Below are 21,395 nucleotides of genomic sequence, written 5' to 3'. Positions count from 1 at the left end.
GCAAGGATGCTGCAAGGCGTTGTTTCTTCACGCCCTTCCCCTGCCCAGCGCGCATCCTGATCTCCTCCCCTCCGCCAACGATCCCGCCCCCATGAAGAAATTTGGCAAGGCCCTGCTCGCCCTGCTCGTGCTGTTCCTGCTGGCTGCCGCCGTGTTCCTGTACTGGCCGCTGACCCAGCGCTCCGTACCCGCCGCCAGCAACGACAAGCCTGTCGACGTTGTGCTGGTCGGCGCCGGCATCATGAGCATCACCCTGGCCACCTACCTGCAGGAACTGCAGCCGGACTGGAACATCCAGGTCTATGAACGCCTCGACGGCGTCGCCGGTGAAAGCTCCGACGGCTGGAACAACGCCGGCACCGGCCACTCGGCATTCGCCGAGCTGAACTACACCCCGGAACTGCCCGACGGCAGCATCGAGACCAAGCGTGCGGTCGGCATCGCCGAATCGTTCGAGGTCTCGCGCCAGTTCTGGTCGCACCAGGTGAAGGAAGGCCGGCTCAGCGAGCCCAGCGACTTCATCAACCCCACGCCGCACATGAGCTTCGTCTGGGGCGATGACAACATCGCCTATCTGCATAAGCGCCAGCAGGCGCTGGTGAAGAACCCGCTGTTCTACGGCATGCAGTACTCGGAAGACCCGGCACAGATCCGGCAGTGGGCTCCGCTGATGATGGAAGGCCGCGATCCGAAGCAGAAGGTCGCTGCGACCTGGATGCCACTGGGTACCGACGTCAACTTCGGCGTGATCACCCGCCAGTTGACCGCCGGCCTGCAGCGCAGTCCGAACTTCAGCCTGCACCTGAACCACGAAGTCTCGGCACTGCGGCAGAACGCGGACAAGAGCTGGAACGTCACGGTGAAGGACCTCAAGGCCGGCACCGAGAGCACCACCCACGCCCGCTTCGTGTTCATCGGTGCCGGCGGCGCCGCGCTGAAGCTGCTGCAGATGTCAGGCATTCCCGAGTCGAAGGACTACGCCGGCTTCCCGGTGGGCGGCCAGTTCCTCGCCTTCCAGGGCCAGGACGTGACCTCGCGCCATGGCGTCAAGGCCTATGGCATGGCCGAGACCGGTTCTCCGCCGATGTCGGTGCCGCACCTGGATGCGCGCAAGCTGGACGGCAAGCCGGTGGTCCTGTTCGGACCGTTCGCGCTGTACAGCACCAAGTTCCTCAAGCACGGCTCGTGGTGGGACCTGTACTCGTCGGTGACCCACAACAACGTTGCGCCGATGCTGGAAGTGGGCAAGGACAACCTGGACCTGGTGCAGTACCTGATGAGCCAGGCGCGGCTGAATGATGCCGACCGCCAGGCCGAACTGGTCAAGTACTTCCCCAATGCCAAGCCGGGCGACTGGAAGCTGGTCACCGCAGGCCAGCGCGTGCAGATCATCAAGCGCGACCCGTTGAAGGGTGCGGTGCTGCAGTTCGGTACCGAGATCGTGACCGACAAGGACCACACCATCGCTGCGCTGCTGGGCGCTTCGCCCGGTGCCTCGACGTCGCCGCCGATCATGCTGGATCTGATGGCCAAGGCCTTCCCCGAGCAGATGAAGGCCGGCTGGGAAGCCCGCCTGCGTGAGATCGTGCCCTCCTACGGGCGCAAGCTCAACGACAGTGCGGCACTGGTCAACGAGATTCGTTCGATGACCAGCCAGACCCTGAAGCTGCCTTACCTGGAAGTGCCGGCCGATGCCACGGCTGCACCGGCCACACCGCCGGCGCCGGCGCCGACGCCGACGCCGGGCAAGGAAAAGCGCAACGCCAACGAGGAACTGCAGGCGCTCTGAGCCCGGGTCTTCGATGACACCTACGGACGGCCACCTTCGGGTGGCCGTCCGCATTCAGGGAGCTCGGCTCTGCCGGGGCTCGCGGTGCGTGTCCCAGGCATCGACCAGCCCGGGCGAATTGTAATGTTGTTAAGAACGATTTACATTTGCGCCTCGCGCGGACCGCCCGCGCTCACCAGACGGACCTGACCCAGCCCGAAGCCGCCGCCCCGGGTACCGCCCGGCTGTTGCCGCCCTTCCGACTCTCCCGCATCGAGCCCACCAAGATGTCCCTGCACTCCCCTACCCGCCCGCTCCGTCGCGCGCTGCTGCCGGCCGCGCTGCTCGCATCCCTGGCCCTGTCGACACCGTCAGCGTTCGCCGCCGGCGATGCCGCAGCCGATGCCAAGACCCTGGACCGCGTCAGCGTGCGCGCCGACCAGGCTGCGCCGCCCTCAAGCAGCACCCGCCTGCCGATCACCCTGCAGGAAACGCCGCAGTCGGCCACGGCCATCAGCCTGCAGCGCCTGCAGGACGAATCGCTGTTCAGCATCAACGACGTGCTGCGCAACGTCACCGGCGTCAGCGTGTCCTTCTATGACACCCAGCGCCCGCTGTACTACGCCCGCGGCTTTGCCATCACGGACTTCCAGGTCGATGGCATTCCGACCTACAGCGGCTCCACCAACCAGGAATACGACACCGCCTTCTATGACCGCATCGAAGTGATCCGCGGTGCCAACGGCCTGCTCAGCGGCGCGGGGGTGCCTTCGGCCACGGTCAACCTGCTGCGCAAGCGCCCCGGCAAGGACTTCGACGCCTCGTTCTCGGTGAGCGCCGGCAGCTGGGACTACCGGCGCATGGAGGCCGACGTCACCGCGCCGCTGACCGCAGATGGCCGGTTCCGCAGCCGCGTGGTCGCCGCCTATACCGATCGTGATTTCTATTACGACCGCTACAAGGAGAACAAGATGGCCGGCATGGCGGTGCTGGAGGGCGACCTGACCGACAGCACCACGGTCACCCTCGGCTACCAGACCCAGGACAACAACCCGGTCGGTTCGACCTGGGGTACCGTGCCGTTCTTCGACAGCCGCGGCGACTTCGCGCACCTGCCGCGCTCAACCAACCTGGCACCGAAATGGAGCTACTGGCAGCGCGAGACCAGCACGGTGTTCGCCAACCTGGAGCAGCGCTTCGGCGAGGACTGGCTGCTGAAGATCAACACCGCCCACACCCGTGGCAATGTGCAGAACATGCGCCTGTACGGCACCGGCAATCCCGATCCGGCCACCGGTGCGGGCATCTACCTGCGCACTGCCGCTGGCGACTCCGAGGACACCCGCCGCAACATCGATGCCTACCTGACCGGCACGTTCCCGCTGTTCGGCCGCGAGCATGACGTCACCCTGGGTGCCCAGTGGTCCGACCTGGAAGGCACCACCCACACCGTTGCCCTGAACTACCCGCGCGACTGGGCCACCTGCGGCCGCGAGCGCTGCTACTACATCCCCAACGTGTACGACTGGAACGGCGACATCTCCGAGGTGACCTACACCCGTACCGGCGCGCGCCGCGTGCAGAAGACCACGCAGAGCGGAGTCTACCTGGCCGCGCGCCTGCGCTTGGCCGATCCGCTGTCGTTGATCGCGGGTGCGCGCCTGAGCCGCTGGGAAACCCTCAGCCGCTCCTACAGCGTGGCCGGTGCGTATACCGGGACCAGCGGGGCCTACAAGGTCAGTGATGAAGTGACCCCGTACGTGGGACTGGTCTACGACGTCACGCCGCAGTTCTCGGTCTATGCCAGCTACACCGAGATCTTCAACCCGCAGAACTTCAAGGACCGCAACGAGAACCTGCTGGCGCCGGTGCAGGGCTCGAATCTGGAAGCGGGCATCAAGACGCAGTGGTTCGATGGGCGACTGACCGCCAACGCCGCTGTGTTCGAGGCCAAGCAGGACAACTATGCCGTGCGCGACATGGGAGTGCCGGAAGGCTCGCTCAGCGATGGCACCTCGGCCTACATCGGCGTCAACGGCACCAAGTCGCGTGGCTGGGAAATGGACGTCAACGGCGAGATCCTGCCGGGCTGGACGGTCAACGCCGGCTTCACCCATGTCAAAGTGACCCGCGCCGCCACCGACCTGCTGTACGCCAACCCGCCCGAAGACCTGCTGCAGCTCAACACGCAGGTGCGCCTGCGCGGTGCGCTGGAACGCCTGAGCCTGGGCGCCGGCGTGCAATGGCAGAGCAAGGTGCAGGGCTACAACATCCCCTACCCGCTGGGCGGCACGGTAACCGTGAACCAGCCGGCCTACACGCTCGTGCAGTTCAACGCCAACTACCGCATCAGCGACAACTGGACGGCAACGCTGAGCGTGCGCAACGCGCTGGACAAGACCTACTGGGCGAACCTGGACTACAACAACTACGGCGAACCGCGCTTCGTCGCCGCCAGCCTGCGCTGGAAGTTCTGAGAACGACCGGCTGAAAGCCTGCAACCTGAATGGGCCCGCCATTGGCGGGCCGTTCTTTTTGCTGCGCTGCAGGTTGCGTCGCCTTTCGTAATTATGGCGTAATTATCTCAACGCCAATCGGAAGCCGGTCGATGAACCCGAGCTGGGACACGCTGGAACGCAGCCGCCAGGCACGTCTGCAGCGGGCTGCGCCCTGGAGCAGAGGCCGTGCAGTGGCCGCCGACGATGTGGGCGAGCTGCTGCACGCCCTGCTTGAACCCGGCGACAAGGTTTGCCTCGAGGGCAACAACCAGAAGCAGGCCGACTTCCTGGCCGAATGCCTTGCCGGGCTGGACCCCGCCCGCGTGCATGATCTGCACATGGTGCAGTCGGTGCTGTCGCTGCCCTCGCATCTGGACGTGTTCGAGCGGGGCATTGCCTCGAAGCTGGACTTTTCCTTCTCAGGCCCGCAATCGGTGCGACTGGCCAACCTGGTGGCCGAAGGGCGGATCCAGATCGGGGCCATCCACACCTACCTGGAACTGTTCGGCCGCTACTTCATCGACCTCACGCCGCGCGTGGCACTGGTCGCAGCGCAGGCCGCCGACCGCGACGGCAACCTCTACACCGGGCCGAACACCGAAGACACGCCGGTGATCGTCGAGGCGACCGCCTTCCGTGGCGGCATCGTCATCGCCCAGGTCAACGAGATCGTCGACACCCTCCCCCGCGTCGATATCCCCGCCGACTGGGTCAACTTCGTCGTGCAGGCACCGCGCCCGAACCACATCGAACCCCTGTTCACCCGCGACCCGGCACAGATCTCCGAGATCCAGGTGCTGATGGCGATGATGGCGATCAAGGGTATCTACGCCGAATACGGTGTGAACCGGCTCAATCACGGCATCGGCTTCGACACGGCCGCGATCGAACTGCTGCTGCCGACCTATGCCGAATCGCTGGGCCTGAAGGGCAAGATCTGCCAGCACTGGGCGCTCAATCCGCATCCGGCGCTGATTCCCGCGATCGAGTCGGGTTTCGTGAAGTCCGTGCACTCGTTCGGTTCGGAACTGGGCATGGAGAAGTACATCGCCGCGCGCGGTGATGTGTTCTTCACCGGCGCCGATGGCTCGATGCGCTCCAACCGCGCGTTCTCGCAGACCGCCGGCCTGTATGCGTGCGACATGTTCATCGGCTCGACGCTGCAGGTCGACCTGCAGGGCAACAGCTCCACCGCCACCCGCGACCGCATCGCCGGCTTCGGTGGCGCGCCGAACATGGGCTCGGATGCGCGCGGCCGCCGTCATGCCAGCGACGCCTGGATCAAGGCCGGCCAGCAGGCCGCACGCCCGGGCGAGATGCCACGCGGGCGCAAGCTGGTGGTACAGATGGTGGAGACCTTCCGCGAACACATGGCACCCGCGTTCGTTGACCGCCTCGATGCGTGGGCGCTGGCCGAACGCGCTGGCATGCCGCTGCCACCGGTGATGATCTACGGCGATGACGTGAGCCATGTGCTGACCGAGGAAGGCATCGCCAACCTGCTGCTGTGCCGCACCGCGGAGGAGCGCGAACAGGCGATCCGCGGCGTGGCCGGTTACACCACGGTCGGTCTGGGCCGCGATCGCGCGATGGTGGAGAACCTGCGCGACCGGGGCGTGATCCGGCGGCCGGAGGATCTCGGCATTTCGGTGCGCGACGCCAGTCGTGACCTGCTGGCCGCGCGCTCGGTGAAAGACCTGGTGCGCTGGTCCGGCGGTCTCTACGACCCGCCCAAGCGCTTCCGCAACTGGTAAGGGGCACGCGATGGAAACCCTCGACTATCGATTCGACGGAAGAACCCCGGTGCGGTTCCCGCACGACGCGGTGCTGGTGGGCGTGCTGGCGTCCGGCAATCTGGAAGTCCTGCTGGAACCTGCCGCGCAGGACGGCGCAATGACCGTACATGTCGTCACCGCCGCGCAGGGCTTCGGCACCATCTGGCAGGCGGTCATCGGTGATTTCGCCCGGCGGCATCCGCTGCGCGACGTGCGCGTATCGATCAACGATGCCGGTGCCACCCCGGCGGTGGTCAGCCTGCGCCTGGACCAGGCGGTGGAGACACTGCTCGCCGGAGAACCGCGATGAATCCGATGCAACGACGCAGCTACCACGAGGCCGATGCCCGTGCCCGTATCGCCGGGCTGGTCGATGCCGGATCGTTCACCGAGTATCTCGGGCCGGCCCGGCGCGCCATGAGCCCGCACCTGGCACAGCTGGACCAACCCGCCGCGTTCGACGATGGCATCGTGGTCGGTGCAGCCTCGCTGCGTGGCAGGCGTGTGCTGATTGCTGCACAGCAGGGCGAATTCATGGGGGGCGGTGTCGGCGAAGTGCATGGCGCCAAGCTGACCGGCCTGCTGCGCCAGGCCGCGCAACACAGGCCCGACGGTGTGCTGCTGCTGCTCGACACCGGCGGCGTGCGCCTGCATGAAGCCAATGCGGGCCTGATCGCCATTTCCGAGATCATGCGCGCGACCCTGGACGCGCGCGCCACCGGCGTGCCGGTGGTGGCCCTCATCGGCAGCGGCAACGGCGCCTTCGGCGGCATGGGCATCGTCGCCCGCTGCTGCACCACGGTGATCATGTCCGAGGAAGGGCGACTGTCGCTGTCCGGGCCGGAAGTGATCGAGACCGTGCGCGGCGTAGAGGAGTTCGACTCGCGTGACCGTGCCCTCGTATGGCGGGTGACAGGCGGCAAGCACCGCTACCTCATCGACCAGGCGCAGGTTCTGGTTCCCGATGCCATCGATGCATTCGCCCAGGCCGCATTCGAGGCGCTGCAGCCAGACGCCGCCAGCGCAGACGCCGATGCCGCGCTGGCCGCGCTGCAGCAGCGACATGCCGCCCTGCAGGCCCGGGCAGAGGCCTGGGGGGACTGCCGCGATGGTCTGGAGATCTGGGCACGCCAGGGAATCGATGATCCCGAGCGCCTGCCGCTGCTGGACACCGACGCGTTCCTCGCCGCCACCGCCCACAGGAAACTGCCATGACCGCGCCGCTGCAGCCCCTGCTTGACGCGCTGTTCCCGCGCGGCCACGACGTAAGCGTGCACGATTCCGTGCTGACGGGAAGCGCCAGTACCGAAGATGGCGAGGTCACGGTCATCGGCACCACTGACAAGCTGGAAGTCGGTGTCGATCATGCGCTGGCACTGGCGGCAACAGTACTCGCCAGCACCGCCGCACATCCGCAGCGACCGATCGTGATGCTGGTGGATACCGCAGGCCAACGCCTTTCGCGCCGCGACGAACTGCTCGGCATCAACGGTTACTTCGCCCACCTCGCGCAATGCCTGGACGTCGCGCGGCGACGCGGCGCACGGCTGGTGACCCTGGCCCATGGCGAGTCGGTCAGCGGTGGCTTCCTCTCGTTCGGCCTGATGGCGGACACGATCCATGCGCTGCCGGATGCCCAGGTTCGGGTGATGGACCTGCGGGCGATGGCTCGCGTAACCAAGCAACCGCTGGAAAAGCTGCAGGCGCTGAGCCTGACTTCGCCGGTGTTCGCACCCGGGGTGGAAAACTACGTGGCGATGGGTGCGGTACGGTCGCTGTGGTCGGGCGAGCTGGCGCAGGCCTTGCTGGATGCCCTGCGCGCGCCGGCCGACGGCGACCATCGTGCCGCACTGGGTGCCGAACGGGGGGGCCGCCTGCAGGCGGCTGCCGTCGCGGGCGCGGTGGCCAACGGCGATGCCTGAGCGTCTGGCCCGCCACACGCTGGTCTGGTTGTCGGCCCACGCCGACTGGCGGGCCGATGTGGCTGCGCAGGAACCGCGGCTCGCCGCATGGTTCGCGCAGGGATTGCCGGCAATGGTCGCGCGACGCGCGGCAGACGACCCCGATTCCCGCCTGCGGCTGGGTGTGCCGTTGCCACCGGGCGAAGGCAAACAGCGGCTTGCACTGCGGGTGCCGCTGCAGGATGTACAGCGTCGGCAGGCGCCGCCGGCACTGAGCGACATCCTGGCGGCAGGCGTATGCCCCGCCTGGCAGGCACCGTTGCACGCTCTCGCCACGCTCGCGCCGGCCCGTGTGTTCGGCGCATTCGCCTGGCAGCACGTTACTGGCCTGCCCTATGTGCATGACCGTTCCGATATCGACCTGCTCTGGGAGGTCCCGGATGCGGCACGGGCCGATGCGCTGGTGACTCGGCTGCGGGCGTGGGAAGCGCAGCATCCGCAGCGGGTCGACGGCGAGCTGTGCCTGGCCCGTGGCGCTGCGGTGAACTGGCGCGAGTACGCCGGCAGCAGCCGTCAACTGCTGGTCAAACGCCTTGACGGCGCAGCCCTGGAAGCACGCCACCGTCTATTCGAGGGCAGCGGGGTGGCCGCATGAACGCCGTCGCGCCGCGCCTTGCCGGCCGCAGCGCCGCACTCGACAGTGCACGCCTCGGCCGCATGGCGATCGCCGCGCTGCATGCCGAACTGGCCTGTGCGCCCAAACCCGGCCTGGTCACGCCGTTCGACAGCGGCAGCCATGACGACATGGACGCTGGTACGTTCCTGCGCAGCCTGTTTGCCCTGCGCCACTATTTCACTGCGGTTGCCCGCGATGGCGCCGCCGAAGCGCCGTTCCATCGGCTGCGCGACCACGGCCTGGCCGCCGAAGCGGCGATGCTGCGCGCCACAGGCGGCGTCAACACCCACCGCGGCGCGATCTTCAGCTTGGGCTTGCTGGTGGCGGCATCGGCCTCGTGCCGCACGCGTCTGGGCCGAGCCGCGACAGGTGAACAGGTATGCCAGGCGGTCTGCCAATGGGCGGACGCCTTCGCCACCTCGCCCCTGGATGTGAACAGTCCGGGGCAGCGCGCGCGCGCGCGTCACGGCGTACCCGGCGTGCGCGAGCAGGCGGCCGCTGGATATCCCCTGCTGCGTGGGCTGGCCCTGCCGGCACTGCGCCATGCGCTGGGCGCAGGGCTGCCACGCGAAGCTGCACTGGCCCATACCCTGATGCATCTGGTCGCAGAGGTCGAGGATCTGAACCTGCTGCATCGGGGCGGTGTTGCCGGACTGCGCTGGGCCCAGCAGCAGGCACGCGGATTCCTCGACGCCGGCGGTGCCTTTGCCGCCGGCTGGCGACCCCGCCTGCAGGACATCGGCGATGCCTTCGTCGCACGCCGGCTCAGCCCGGGTGGCAGCGCCGATCTGCTGGCCTGCAGCGTCTTCCTGCTGTTGCAGGAGCAGGCGTGATGCTGGCCCTGCTCTGTCCGGGACAAGGTGCCCAGCATGCTGCGATGTTCGATCACGTGCGCGGCAACAACGCCGCGCATGGCGTGCTGCTCGCCGCCAGCGAGGTGCTGCAGCGCGACGTGTTCACCGCTGCTGCGGCCGAGGACCGGTTCGACAATGCGCAGGCACAACCGCTGCTGTGCGCGGCCAGTCTGGCGCAGTGGCACGCCCTGCGCGATGCATTGCCGGTGCCGACCGTGGTGGCCGGCTACAGCATCGGCGAACTGGCGGCGCATGCCATTGCCGGCACCTTCGACGCTGGCAGCTGCCTGGCCCTGTCGGCACAGCGCGCGCATCTGATGGACGGTGCCAGCGCGGCAGGCGCCGGCATGCTGGCGGTGCTGGGCCTGGATCGTACGACGTTGCAAGCGCTGTGCGATGCGCAGGGTACCCACATCGCCATCGTCAACGGCGAGGATCACTTCATTGTGGGAGGCATCCGGCACACCCTGCAGCCGCTGGCCGATGCGGCGCACGCGCTCGGTGCGCAGGTGCGTCCGTTGCCGGTCCACGTCGCTGCCCACACGCCCCTGCTGGCGGCTGCGGTGGCGCCCTTCGCCGCCGCGCTGGAGCGCTCGGGCATGCGGGCACCCCGCCTGCCGCTGCTGGCGGGCGTCGATGCACGGCCCGTGCGCGATGCCGCAACGGCGGTGCACAGCCTGTCGGCACAGCTGGCACAGACCATCGAGTGGGCACAGGTGATGCGGCAGGCCTTCGAGCGCGGCGCGCGAGTGTTCCTGCAGCTGGGCCCGGGCAATGCGCTCGCACGCATGGTCGCGCCGTCCTATCCCTGCTGCGAGTTCCGCGCGGTGGAAGAGTTCCAGAGCCTGCATGGCGCTGCGGCATGGGTCCGCAGTGCGCTGCAGCGCCTGCAGTAACGGGTTCGAGCAGTACGTATCACGCAACACTGCAGTACGTCGCCTTACCCCGGGGATGGCGGGTCTCCATCCGCGCTGTACGTGAGCCACGTGTCTGGGAGGGCGCATGAGTCCACAAATCGCAACGATCATCGGTCTGGTGATCATGTTCATCGTCGCCACCGCACTGCCGATCAACATGGGCGCAGTGGCCTTCGCACTGGCCTTCATCATCGGTGGTGTCTGGGTAGGCATGGGTGGCAAGGAAGTCCTCGCCGGCTTTCCCGGCGATCTGTTCCTGACCCTGGTCGGCATCACCTACCTGTTCGCCATCGCGCAGAAGAACGGCACCATCGACCTGCTGGTGCACTGGGCGGTACGCGCGGTGCGCGGCCACATCGTGGCCATTCCGTGGGTGATGTTCGTGGTCACCGCGGTGCTGACCGCCTTCGGCGCCCTCGGCCCGGCAGCGGTGGCGATCATCGGTCCGGTCGCGCTGCGCTTCGCCAAGCAGTACAACATCAACCCGTTGATGATGGGCCTGCTGGTCATCCACGGTGCGCAGGCCGGCGGCTTCTCGCCGATCAGCGTGTACGGCAGCATCACCAATGGCGTGGTGCAGAAGGCCGGGCTGGAGGTCACCGAGATGGCAGTGTTCCTGACCAGCCTCGGCTTCAACTTCATGATGGCGATCATCTGCTTCCTCGCCTTCGGCGGCATCGCGCTGATGCGACGTGGCTCGATTACCGCGGGCGGTGCGGAACTGGCAATGGCCGGTGGTCCGCAGGCGTCGTCGCGGCAGTTCGCCATCGAAGGCCATGGCGCGCTGGTGGCGGCCGGCGGCGGCACCCTGAGCAACGATCCGGCGGCGCTGGATGCAGTGGGTCTGACCCGGGAGCGGTTGTTCACCCTGGTCGGCCTGCTCGGCCTGGGCGTGGCGGCACTGATCTACAACCTCAACGTCGGCCTGGTGTCGATCACCGTCGCAGTGGCGCTGGCACTGCTCTCGCCGCAGAGCCAGAAGGGTGCGGTGGATGGCATCAGCTGGTCGACCGTTCTGTTGATCTGTGGCGTGGTGACCTATATCGGCGTGCTGGAGCATGCGGGCGCGGTCGACTTCATCGGCAACGGGGTCTCCAACATCGGCATTCCGCTGCTGGGCGCTCTGCTGGTGTGCTACGTCGGCGGTATCGTCTCCGCATTCGCATCGTCCGCGGCGGTGCTCGGCGCAACGATTCCACTGGCGGTGCCGTTCCTGATGCAGGGGCACCTGGGTGCAGCCGGCGTGATCTGCGCACTGGCAGTGTCGTCCACCATCGTCGATGTCAGCCCCTTCTCCACCAACGGTGCACTGGTCGTGGCATCGGCGGCGAAGGAAGAACGCGAGACGCTGTTCCGTCGCTTCCTGGTCTACAGCGGCTTGGTGGTGGCATTGGGGCCGCTGCTGGCCTGGCTGGTGTTCGTGGTGCCGGGCTGGATGTAGGCGATGACCGGTCGTGCCGGCTGACGGCCGGCACTACCGCCAGCGGGTACACTCTGCCAATGGCCATCGCCCCTGCTCCACGGTCCCCGAAGAAGCGCGCCCCTCTGTACGAGGAGGTCGCCGAACATGTGCGTGAGCGCATCTATGACTATCGCCTGCCCCCCGGCGAATGGATCGACGAGCCTGCGCTGTGCAGTGAACTGGGCATCAGCCGCACCCCGCTGCGCGAGGCGTTGAAGCTGCTGGCAGCCGAAGGCCTGGTGCAGATCGACGCCGGGCGCGGCAGCCGGGTAACCCGGCTGACGCTGGAGGACCTCAACCAGCTGTTCCCGGTGATGGCCATGCTGGAGGGCCGCTGCGCGCATGAGGCGGTCAGGCATATCGATGATGCGGGCGTGGCCCAGCTGGAATCCCTGCATGCCGCGATGGAAGCGGCGGCGGCTGACGGCAACATCGCCGAGTACTACCGCAACAACTACCTCATCCACGAAACCGTGCAGCACTATGCCGGCAATCCGTGGCTGATCCGCATCACCCACGACCTGCACCGCATCCTGAAGATGCATCGCGGCCGGCAGCTGCTGACGCCCGGACGCACTGCGCAGTCGCTGGCCGAGCACCGCGAGCTGATGGAGTGCTTCCGTCGCCGTGATGCCGACGCGGCAGAGCGCACGATGGAACGGCACCTGCTCAGCCAGGGCCAGGCACTGGCCGCCTACGTGGCGGCCGGGGGCCTGCTGAACGTACCGGCGCCGCTGCCGACCGAAGGCGGTGCCTGAGCGAGCTGTCGCCCCGCCGGGCGTGGCCCGCCGCCCCGCCAATGGCCCTGCCTGTCATGAAGATGGGACAATGTAGCGCGCGCCGGCCTGCCTCTTGGCCGCCGGGGCCCCCCGCACCACACGGAAGAAGAAGAACAACAACATGCTGAAAGTCATTTTCGATACCGACCCGGGCGTCGACGACGCCCTGGCCCTGCTGTACCTGCACAAGCATCCGCAGATCGACCTGATCGGCGTTACCACCACCTTCGGCAACGCCTCGGTGGAGTCCACCACCCACAACGCGCTGTACCTGAAGCAGGCCTGGGCGCTGACTGCGCCGGTCGCGCGTGGCGCGGCGGGCCCCCTGCAGCCCGATGCCACGCCGGAAGCCTGGCCGGTGCACATCCACGGCCACAATGGCCTGGGCAATCACCCGGTGCCTGCCCAGCTGGACGTGACCGCCGACGCTCGTCCTGCGCACCAGCTGATCATCGATCTGGTGCGGGCCCATCCAGGCGAGGTCACGCTGGTCGCGGTCGGCCGCATGACCAACCTGGCCCTGGCCCTGCAGCAGGCGCCGGACATCGCCGGCCTGGTGCGTGGCGTGGTCATCATGGGGGGTGCCTTCCACGTCAACGGCAACATCACCCCGGCCGCCGAGGCCAATATCTGGGGCGATGCGGAAGCCGCCGACGTGGTGTTCACCGCACAGTGGCCGGTCACCGCGATCGGCCTGGATGTCACCACCCGCGTCGAGATGAACCGTGACGGCCTGGACAAACTGGCTGCGGTCGGGGGTGCCGATGCCGAACTGGTGCGTGCGCTGTCGCAGGATTACGTGGACTTCTACCTGCAGGCCGGCCACAAGGGCATGGTCGTGCACGATTGCTGCGCCTGCATCGCGCTCACCCGCCCGGAGCTGTTCCGCTTCGAGCGCGCAAGCGTGCGCGTGGCCACCGACGGCGTCGCCCGTGGCATGACCATTCCCAAGCCTGAAGGCCTGGCATTCGGCCCCAGCGTATGGGACGGCCACGTGGTGCAGTCGATTGCCATTGGCGTGGATGCCGCCGCCGTGCTGGCCGACATCGAGCAGACGCTGAAGGTGTGACCGGCTAGGATCCGCCCTGCTTGCCAGGGCGGGTCTTCCGCGTCGATGCCGTTTCCGGCAGCGTCCACAGCACCGGCAACACCAGCAATGCGACCAGCGCGATCATCGCGCCCGGTGCCGCCGCCCAGCCGCTGCGCTCCACCCACCACTGCGCCAGCCACGGTGTCGCACCGCCGAAGACCGCCGTGGCCATGGTCACGCCCAGTGCCAGCCCGCTTACCCGGCCCTCGCCCGGAAACTGCTCGGCCGTGGCCGGTGCCGCGACCGCGCTCACGCCACCGGCCACGCAGGCCAGCAGCACCGCAGCCACGGCGATACCCAACGGCGTGGTATGCGCCATCCAGCCGAACAACGACAGCGGCAGCAACGCCGCCAGTACCGTCAGGCCCAACAGCAGCGGGCGCCGGCCGAAGCGATCGGACAACGCACCGCACAAGGGAGTGATGGCGATCACGGCCACCGCCGCGATCGTCGACAGCCACAGGGCGTCGCCCTCGTCGTGCCCCTGTGCGTGCAGGAACGCGGGCACATAGGTGATGCCGACGTAGTAGGTGATCGAGCCCAGCGCGGAAATGGCGAAGGTGCGCGCTACCGCCTGCGGATGGTGGCGCAGCACGTGGCGCAGCGGCGTGGCAGGAATGCTGCCCTCGCGACGCTGCCGCTCGAACTCCGGCGATTCATGCATGCCCGAACGCGCGATCAGGATGACCAGCGCCAGTGCAGCACCGACGAAGAACGGAATGCGCCATCCCCAGCTGTCCAGTTGTACCTGCGGCAGCAGCGCGACCGTCAGTGCGGAGATCGCCACCGCCAGCAGCGCGCCCACTTCGCTGGCCGCCGAGGCCAACGAGGTCACCAGTCCACGCCGGCGTGCCGGAGCGCTTTCCAGCAGATAGGCGACTACGCCCGTGTATTCACCGCCCACCGAGAATGCCATCACGCACCGCAGCACCAGCAGCAGCACACCCGCCGTCGTGCCCGCCGTCGCGGCGGTAGGCAGCAGCGCGGTGGCCAGCATGGCTGCAGCCATCAGCGCCATCGAGGCCAGCAGCATCCAGCGCCGCCCCAAGCGGTCACCGAGGTGACCGAAGCACAGCGCGCCGAGTGGGCGCATCAGGTAGGACACGGCAAATCCCGCAAGGGTGACCAGCATCGCCTGTTCGCCGCCGCCGAAAAACACCCGCGACAGCACCGTGGCGAAATAGAGGTACAGGGTAAAGTCGTACCACTCCACCACGGTGGACAGGCCGGCGACCCACATCGAGCGCTGCTGTGTCGCACTCATCGCCTGTTCGCCTTCGCCACCATCGTTTCCCTGTCTGCGGTCCGTGCGCAGGGTGCCACCACGCGGGTGACGGCACGGTGGACCCGCTGCACGACGGGCGCGGACCGCAGACGGCTCAGGGTGCGCGGCGCAGGGTGATCAGGGTGATCTCCGAGGGCACGCCGATGCGTGCCGGGAAGCCGGCCCACAGTCCCGCACCGTTGCTCACATACAGCGTCATGTCATCGACGCGGTACCGTCCGGAGACGAAACCGCCGTTGGCACGCTTCACCAGCTGGTCCATGCCGAGGATCTGGCCGCCATGGGTATGGCCGGACAGCTGCAGCTTGACCCCGCGTGCGGCCGCGTCCTTCGCATTGCGTGGGCGGTGGTCGAGCAGAATCACCGGGGCGGCCGGATCCGCACCCGCCAGCGCCGCCTCCAGATCGGGCAGCGGCAGGCCATAGCGCGCGGCCACCGGATCGGTAACACCGGCGATCGTCATCGCTGCATCCCCCCGCCGCACCTGCACGTGGCTGTTCTCCAGCACCTGCATGTGCAGCGCACGGAACGCCTGCATCCATTCGCTGTACTGGGCGTAGTACTCGTGATTGCCGGTGATGGCGATCACCCCGTCCGGCGCCCTCAGTTCACCCAGGGGCCGGAAGTCATTGCGCCGTGCCTGCACGGTGCCATCGATCAGGTCGCCGGTGATGACGACCAGGTCGGGCGTCAGGGCATTGCTTTCGGCCACGACCTGACGCACCCAGTCGCCGGTCAGCAGGCGGCTGGCGTGGATGTCGGTAAGCTGCAGTACGCGGTAACCCTCGAACGCGGCAGGCAGGCCGGCAATGGCCACCTCGATCTGTCGGGTCTTGGGCACCGCCATGCCCTGGCTCACGCCCCAGGCACTGACCAGCAGAGCCAGCAGGCCTGCGCCCGGGCGCAGCCACGGCGCGCGCAGCGCTGCGGTCACACGGGGCCTGCGCAGAGCCCACGCGCCAAGCAGGCCCACGTCCATTACCAGCATCACCAGTGCCAGCAGCAGTACCGCAGTGGAGCCGGTGGCGAGCACGGCGATGGCCAGCTTGGGGATTTCCGGCGAGGCCATCGTGCCCCAGAACGTGGCCACGATCCGCAGCTGGACGGCGATGGCGACCAGCAGCAGGGACAGCAGTACCTTCAACCACACGGGCAGGCGCAGCGGCCAGAACAGGCGAAGGGCCACATACACGCCCATCAGCAAACCAATCGTACTCAGCACTGCGACGTTCCTGGACGAAGACAAGAGCCCGCCATGGTGACGGCTGCGGACAGCGTTGTGTAGAGCCGGGCCATGCCCGGCTGCTCAGTTCGCAGTCGAGCACGCTCGACGCTACGGAAGCCCGAGGCGCTCCACCCGCAGGCGGACAATGCGCCGCTTCTCCATGGCCAGTACGGTGATGCGGGCATCCGCTACTTCGACCGCATCGCCCACATCCGGCAGGCGGCCAAGCTGGTCCAGCACCAGGCCGGAGATGGTCATGTAGTCGGCACTGCGGGGCAGCGACACGCCGGCCAGCCGTTGCAGGTCATCCAGCGTCAACGCGCCGTCGGCCTCCCATTGGCCCTCGTCCAGCGCCACTACGCCGTAACGCTCGTCCTGGGTATCGACCAGATCGCCCGCGATCGCCGCCAGCAGGTCATTGGCGGTCACCAGGCCTTCCACACTGCCGTACTCGTCCACCGCTACCGCCAGCGGTACCGGGTGCAGGCGGATCAGTTCAAGCGCCTGCAACGCGCTGGCGCTGGACAGCACGTACTGCGGCTGGCGCAGGTTGGCTTCCAGCTGCAGCGGCCTGCCCTGCAGCAGGTCGGCCAGCAGGTCGCGGCTCTGCACCACACCACGCAGGCTGTCCAGATCACCCTCGCCCACGAGCAGGCGCGTGTGCGGCGACGCCACCAGGCGCGCCACCACGTCGTCCTGGCCGCGCGCCAGATCGATCCACTGCACGTCGGCGCGCACGGTCATCACACTGGACACAGGCCGGTCAGCCAGGCCCAGCACGCTGCGGATCATCTCGTGCTCGGCCGGCTGCAGGCGTTCCTCCGGATCACCGTGGTCTTCTTCGCTGGCATCGTCGTGGCCATTGGCCGGACGGGCGCCCAGCAGGCGCAGCACGGCATCGGCAGTGCGCTGACGGAACGGCTGGCGACGCTCGTTGCGCTCGCGGTTGAAGCGCACCCACTGGTTGAAGGCTTCCACCAGGATCGAGAACGCGATCGCCGCGTACAGGTAGCCCTTTGGAATCTTGTAACCCAGCCCCTCGGCGACCAGGCTGAAGCCGATCATCAACAGGAAGCCCAGGCACAGCACCACCACCGTGGGATGCTTGTTGACGAAGCGGGTCAGCGGCTTGCTGGCCACCAGCATCAGTGCCATCGCGATGGTCACCGCGGCATACATCACGCCCAGGTTGTCGACCATGCCCACGGCAGTGATCACCGAGTCCAGCGAGAACACGGCGTCCAGCACTACGATCTGTGCCACCACCATGGCAAAACTGGCGTAGACCTTCTTGCCGTCTTCCTGGTGACTGCGGCCCTCCAGCCGCTCATGCAGCTCCATGGTGCCCTTGAACAGCAGGAACAGGCCACCGCCCAGCAGGATCAGGTCGCGTCCGGAGAAGCTGTGACCGAACAGCGTGACCAGCGGCTCGGTCAGCTTCATGATCCACGCCAGCGCGGCCAGCAGCACCAGCCGCATCAGCAGCGCCAGGGTCAGGCCGATCACCCGCGCACGGTCGCGCTGGTGCGGCGGCAGTTTGTCGGCAAGGATCGCGATGAACACCAGGTTGTCGATGCCGAGCACGATCTCCAGCACCACCAGGGTTGCAAGTCCCATCCATATCGAGGGGTCAGCCAACCATTCCATTTCGGGTCCGTTTCGTCAGTAGGTCAGGGGGAAAAACAAAAGCTTCAGTCGCCATCGTGCGCCTGCGTCGGGTCGTAGCCGAGCAGGTCGCCGGGTGTGCATTGCAGCTCCCGGCAGATGGCATCCAGCGTGGAAAAGCGGATGGCGCGGGCCTTGCCGGTTTTCAGGATGGACAGATTGGCCAGCGTGATGTCGATGCGCCCCGCCAGCTCGGACAGGGTCATGCCACGCGCCTGCAGCATGCGGTCCAACGTGATCACTACGGCCATCAGGTCAGGTCCATCAGATCAGGCCATCCAGGTCATCGCGCATCGCCGCGCCGACCGCGAACACGCGCGCCAGCACGAACAGCATCAGTACCGCGACCAGACCGGTGATGGACATGCCTCCGCCCACCTCCATCCAGGCGAAATCAGGCCCCATCCAGGCAGCGTAGAGGCCGATCACGATCGACAGCAGTTCCATCGCCAGCATCAACCAGGCCATGCGCTGCAGACGCCGGGCATTGGCATGGGTGAAGGGGCGTTCGCGGGCAGCGGACCTCAGCATCCGCGCGAGGTGTCGGAGGAACACCAGGCACAGCACCAGCAGGGCAACGATGGTGCCCAGGCCGATGCAGAAGTGCAGGAACAGATCGCCTCCGTGGGCGGCGGCAGTGCGTGCATCATGCACGGCATCCAGCAGCCAGCGGCGGTCGTAGGCGACCAGCGGCACGGCCAGCAGTGCGGCCAGGATTCCCAGCCAGCACATGGCCCGCACGGCCTGCACGGCGGTCTGGGCCAGGGTGAACAAGCCTCGCGCGGGTCTGGCGCGGGCGGGACGAGCGGTCAAGCGGCCTCCGGTATTGGGGTGGCCCTGCCGCCCCGGGGTGGATTTATCGATAAACGATATACCACATCCCGAAGTGAAAGGCTGAACGTCGGCGCTGTTGCACGCGAGCTTCGAACCCGCCTCCGCACTTGACACCCCAGTGACGATTTGATTATTAATTAACCAATTGGTTAATCATATTCTCATGGATCGCATCTTCGAAGCACTCGCCTCAACCGCCCGGCGGCAGGTCCTGGCCTATCTCAGCGCCGGTGAACTCAGTGCGGGCGAACTGTCCGAGCGCTTCGATTTCAGCAAGCCGGCACTGTCCAACCATCTGCGCATCCTTGAAGAGGCAGGTCTGATCGAACGCGAGAAGCGTGGCCAGTACGTGTACTTCCGACAGGTGCCCGACCGGCTTGCCAACACCTTGTTCTCGTGGGCTGCCGAGGTCTGCCCGGTGGGCGGCCCACTCAAGCGCGAAGCGCGCGCACGCCGCAAGTCGCCCGCCCCCTGAGGAGCCGCCCGATGCCTGGACCGACCCACGACAGCCGCTCGTTTCCAGGTGTACAGCTTGCGGCTCAGGAGGGCGGCAGCCCCGTTGAAGTCACACTGATCGCACAGCTCGGCATCGGTGCCGGAGACGCACTGGTGGCTGATGCCAGCCAGCGTCAGCGCCACCACCCCGCCTTCATCGATGCACTCGATGAGCCCTCTGCGCGGCTCGGTGGCATGCATCTGCAGTACGGCGATGCGTCCTCGCTGTACAGTTTCATGGTCGGCGAAGGCGGACATCCGTTCCATCGCCACGCCGGCCCACGCATGTTCACCGCCATCGCCGGCAGCGCAGGCGCTGAGCTGCGTTTCGCGATGGCCTCCGATGCACAGCTCGCAACCGATCCCGTCGCGCTCCCGCGCTCGCTGCGTCGCGTCCAGATCCCACCGGACTGCCTTTTCACCGTTCGATTTGGCGGAGGTACCTGGCACCAGTTTGTATCGAACCATCCTGGGCACCCTGCCCTGTTCGCACTGTCTTGCCACAGCAACGAACTGGCCGGTGCGATGAGCGCTGAAACAAGAGCGCAGGTGCAACGCAACGGTGCTGATATTCCCAGCTTGACTGAGGTGCTTCCCGAGGTGCACTGGCCCACCATGGCCACGCTGGCGGCCACCCCGCTGCTGCGTCTCTCGCTGCAGGCCGCACCTCCCAGCCTGTGCGCGTCCCTGTGCGCCCGTACCCGGGCGTTTCTCGGCCCGCTGCGACGGATCAATCTGCGTCCACTGCGTGGCTTCGTCGAACGTGCCCCCCTTCCATTTACCATCGAGTCCCGCGCGCCCAGCGATGACGGACTGCTGGGCAAAGCACTGCAGTCCAGCAACTACCATGATCTGACGGTGCTCCGGCTGGACGGTGCTCAATTGCAGCAGCCACCTGTTTCGCAGTTGCTGGCAAACGTGCTGGAAGGCTTCCTGTGCAACCCACCGGGCGGCGTCAGCCAGCTGATGGCGGTGCGCAACTGGCTGGTGGCTCCCTTGGGGCTGCGCACCGCGCGGCTGGGCTGCCCGGTCTCGTCGCTGGCATGCAGCGATCACACGCAGCTCTTTGCGGGCCGCTATCCCGTGTTGGATTCACAGGTCGATGCACATGGCCGCTATGCCGAAGTACTGCTGGGCGCCGACGATCGCCACCTGCGCTTCCGCAGCAGTGTCCGCGTGCAGCGGCATACCGACGGCCGCATCGATATCAGCCTTGGCACGCGTGTGCAGACCCGCAACATCTTCGGGCGTGTCTACATGGCGTTGATCGATGGCGTGCACCGGCATTACATCGCCCCTGCACTGCTGCGGCGCGCAGTCGAACATGCGCTCGCGCCCGAACTGGCGGTTCCCGGTGCCTGGACCGGTGAAGCCTCGCTTCGCTGAGTCCATAGAAGGCGGGATGAAACGCCATTGTCGTGTTCCGCAAACTGCCGAGGGGTTTACTGTCCGAACTCAACGCGCGTAGCGGAACACCAGATCGTCCGGATCGTTGCGCAGCGCGTCCGCATCCAGCACACCGCCCAGCCGCCGGGCCACGGCCTGCGACGCGAGGTTGTCCGGCGCCATGTAGCTCACCGGCGTCGGCAACTGCAGCGATGTGAACGCCCAGTCGCGCAGGGCGGCCGCGGCCTCGCTGGCGAAGCCCTGCCCTTCGTGGCCGTCGTACAACAGCCAGCCCAGTTCCTTTTCCGGAAACAACGGGCCGTGATTGATGCCGACCTGTCCAATGCAGGCGCCGCTGTCGCTCCGTTCGATCATCAGCGCGCCGTGGCCGAACAAGGGCCAGCTGGCCAGGTCGTGACAGAACTGTCCCCAGGCCGCGACCTCACCAAATGGACCGCCCATGCCGCGCGCACGGGGCGATGCAAGAAAGCTCGCATAGGTGTTGAAATCATCCAGCCGCTGCGGGCGCAGGCGCAACCGTGCGGTATGCAGCGTGGGAATCTCCAGCATCGCCACGGCCGATCTCACTGCACAGCCACACGACCATCACCGCGGCGCCGCAGCGACGGAGGGCGTGGCGCATCGGCGTCGGTGCGCGCCCCCGCCGCGGTACGGACGGCCAGCAGGGACGCGGGCTGCGCGCTGGCCGAGGCGGGATCGACGGACATGGCGGGCTCCTGCAGTGTCAGGCTGCAAGTCTAGGCCGCGCCCTGTGCGATGCAGAT

The 21,395-nt window shown here is 67.3% G+C and carries 21 protein-coding genes; 14 read left to right on the top strand and 7 right to left on the bottom strand.

The annotated features are described in order from the left end of the window. Positions 1-91: 91 nt before the first annotated feature. From mqo to AC06FB_RS06585, 12 genes are all read left to right on the top strand, one after another. Positions 92-1,789 carry a malate dehydrogenase (quinone) gene (gene mqo / locus AC06FB_RS06640; RefSeq protein WP_478053485.1) on the top strand — a complete coding sequence of 566 codons (1,698 nt, stop codon included), beginning with the start codon at positions 92-94 and terminating at the stop codon, positions 1,787-1,789. Between the two features lie 266 nt (positions 1,790-2,055). Then, the gene (locus AC06FB_RS06635; RefSeq protein ID WP_053516245.1) at positions 2,056-4,245 is read left to right on the top strand and encodes a TonB-dependent siderophore receptor; all 2,190 of its coding nucleotides are present in this window, start codon (positions 2,056-2,058) and stop codon (positions 4,243-4,245) included. Between the two features lie 131 nt (positions 4,246-4,376). Then, complete coding sequence (gene mdcA, locus AC06FB_RS06630; protein ID WP_065174588.1) at positions 4,377-6,020, top strand: malonate decarboxylase subunit alpha; 1,644 nt, start codon at positions 4,377-4,379, stop codon at positions 6,018-6,020. A gap of 10 nt (positions 6,021-6,030) precedes the next feature. After that, positions 6,031-6,351, top strand: coding sequence for a malonate decarboxylase acyl carrier protein (gene mdcC, locus AC06FB_RS06625; protein ID WP_053516201.1), 321 nt, complete (start codon positions 6,031-6,033; stop codon positions 6,349-6,351). Further along, complete coding sequence (locus tag AC06FB_RS06620; RefSeq protein WP_478053484.1) at positions 6,348-7,256, top strand: biotin-independent malonate decarboxylase subunit beta; 909 nt, start codon at positions 6,348-6,350, stop codon at positions 7,254-7,256. The genes mdcC and AC06FB_RS06620 overlap by 4 nt, the downstream gene beginning before the upstream one ends. Beyond that, the gene (mdcE, locus tag AC06FB_RS06615) at positions 7,253-7,963 is read left to right on the top strand and encodes a biotin-independent malonate decarboxylase subunit gamma (RefSeq protein WP_478053483.1); all 711 of its coding nucleotides are present in this window, start codon (positions 7,253-7,255) and stop codon (positions 7,961-7,963) included. The genes AC06FB_RS06620 and mdcE overlap by 4 nt, the downstream gene beginning before the upstream one ends. Next, positions 7,956-8,597 carry a malonate decarboxylase holo-[acyl-carrier-protein] synthase gene (gene mdcG / locus AC06FB_RS06610; protein ID WP_053516207.1) on the top strand — a complete coding sequence of 214 codons (642 nt, stop codon included), beginning with the start codon at positions 7,956-7,958 and terminating at the stop codon, positions 8,595-8,597. The genes mdcE and mdcG overlap by 8 nt, the downstream gene beginning before the upstream one ends. Further along, complete coding sequence (gene mdcB / locus AC06FB_RS06605) at positions 8,594-9,451, top strand: triphosphoribosyl-dephospho-CoA synthase MdcB (RefSeq protein ID WP_478053482.1); 858 nt, start codon at positions 8,594-8,596, stop codon at positions 9,449-9,451. Before mdcG ends, mdcB begins: the two co-directional genes overlap by 4 nt. Further along, on the top strand, positions 9,448-10,368 hold the full coding sequence (gene mdcH, locus AC06FB_RS06600) for a malonate decarboxylase subunit epsilon (protein ID WP_065182382.1): 921 nt from the start codon (positions 9,448-9,450) through the stop codon (positions 10,366-10,368). The genes mdcB and mdcH overlap by 4 nt, the downstream gene beginning before the upstream one ends. A 106-nt stretch (positions 10,369-10,474) precedes the next feature. Continuing rightward, the gene (locus AC06FB_RS06595; RefSeq protein ID WP_053516216.1) at positions 10,475-11,830 is read left to right on the top strand and encodes an SLC13 family permease; all 1,356 of its coding nucleotides are present in this window, start codon (positions 10,475-10,477) and stop codon (positions 11,828-11,830) included. A gap of 59 nt (positions 11,831-11,889) precedes the next feature. Next, the gene (locus tag AC06FB_RS06590) at positions 11,890-12,609 is read left to right on the top strand and encodes a GntR family transcriptional regulator (RefSeq protein WP_065174583.1); all 720 of its coding nucleotides are present in this window, start codon (positions 11,890-11,892) and stop codon (positions 12,607-12,609) included. A gap of 142 nt (positions 12,610-12,751) precedes the next feature. Next, the gene (locus AC06FB_RS06585) at positions 12,752-13,699 is read left to right on the top strand and encodes a nucleoside hydrolase (protein WP_322522842.1); all 948 of its coding nucleotides are present in this window, start codon (positions 12,752-12,754) and stop codon (positions 13,697-13,699) included. Positions 13,700-13,703: 4 nt separating this feature from the next. Here AC06FB_RS06585 and AC06FB_RS06580 read toward each other — a convergent pair whose 3' ends face one another. From AC06FB_RS06580 to AC06FB_RS06560, 5 genes are all read right to left on the bottom strand, one after another. Then, entirely contained in the window at positions 13,704-14,984 is a 1,281-nt protein-coding gene (locus tag AC06FB_RS06580; protein WP_065182383.1) for an MFS transporter, read from the bottom strand. Positions 14,985-15,099: 115 nt separating this feature from the next. Beyond that, positions 15,100-16,227, bottom strand: a complete 1,128-nt coding sequence (locus tag AC06FB_RS06575) for a metallophosphoesterase (RefSeq protein ID WP_322522843.1) — start codon at positions 16,225-16,227, stop codon at positions 15,100-15,102. Positions 16,228-16,338: 111 nt separating this feature from the next. Further along, positions 16,339-17,877: a TerC family protein gene (locus AC06FB_RS06570; RefSeq protein WP_065174578.1), complete on the bottom strand. Its 1,539-nt coding sequence runs from the start codon at positions 17,875-17,877 to the stop codon at positions 16,339-16,341. A gap of 44 nt (positions 17,878-17,921) precedes the next feature. Next, positions 17,922-18,146 carry a helix-turn-helix domain-containing protein gene (locus AC06FB_RS06565; protein ID WP_053516228.1) on the bottom strand — a complete coding sequence of 75 codons (225 nt, stop codon included), beginning with the start codon at positions 18,144-18,146 and terminating at the stop codon, positions 17,922-17,924. 13 nt (positions 18,147-18,159) lie between these two features. Next, positions 18,160-18,627, bottom strand: coding sequence for a DUF2975 domain-containing protein (locus tag AC06FB_RS06560; protein ID WP_065174736.1), 468 nt, complete (start codon positions 18,625-18,627; stop codon positions 18,160-18,162). Between the two features lie 259 nt (positions 18,628-18,886). Here AC06FB_RS06560 and AC06FB_RS06555 point away from each other — a divergent pair, with 259 nt between their 5' ends. Together AC06FB_RS06555 and AC06FB_RS06550 are read left to right on the top strand one after the other, a co-directional pair. Next, positions 18,887-19,204, top strand: a complete 318-nt coding sequence (locus AC06FB_RS06555) for an ArsR/SmtB family transcription factor (protein ID WP_196768758.1) — start codon at positions 18,887-18,889, stop codon at positions 19,202-19,204. 11 nt (positions 19,205-19,215) lie between these two features. Beyond that, positions 19,216-20,610: a DUF2867 domain-containing protein gene (locus AC06FB_RS06550; protein ID WP_322522845.1), complete on the top strand. Its 1,395-nt coding sequence runs from the start codon at positions 19,216-19,218 to the stop codon at positions 20,608-20,610. A gap of 69 nt (positions 20,611-20,679) precedes the next feature. On the opposite strand, the gene AC06FB_RS06545 is transcribed toward AC06FB_RS06550, so the two are convergent. Both AC06FB_RS06545 and AC06FB_RS06540 read right to left on the bottom strand, forming a co-directional pair. Then, positions 20,680-21,180 carry a GNAT family N-acetyltransferase gene (locus AC06FB_RS06545; RefSeq protein ID WP_478053481.1) on the bottom strand — a complete coding sequence of 167 codons (501 nt, stop codon included), beginning with the start codon at positions 21,178-21,180 and terminating at the stop codon, positions 20,680-20,682. A 14-nt stretch (positions 21,181-21,194) separates the two neighbouring features. After that, the gene (locus AC06FB_RS06540) at positions 21,195-21,338 is read right to left on the bottom strand and encodes a hypothetical protein (protein ID WP_322522847.1); all 144 of its coding nucleotides are present in this window, start codon (positions 21,336-21,338) and stop codon (positions 21,195-21,197) included. Positions 21,339-21,395 lie beyond the last annotated feature (57 nt).

It is taken from the genome of Stenotrophomonas sp. Steno-C15 (genome assembly GCF_056393265.1).
The sequence above is the reverse complement of the archived record's forward strand: the minus strand, read 5'-3'. Positions and strand labels throughout refer to the sequence as shown.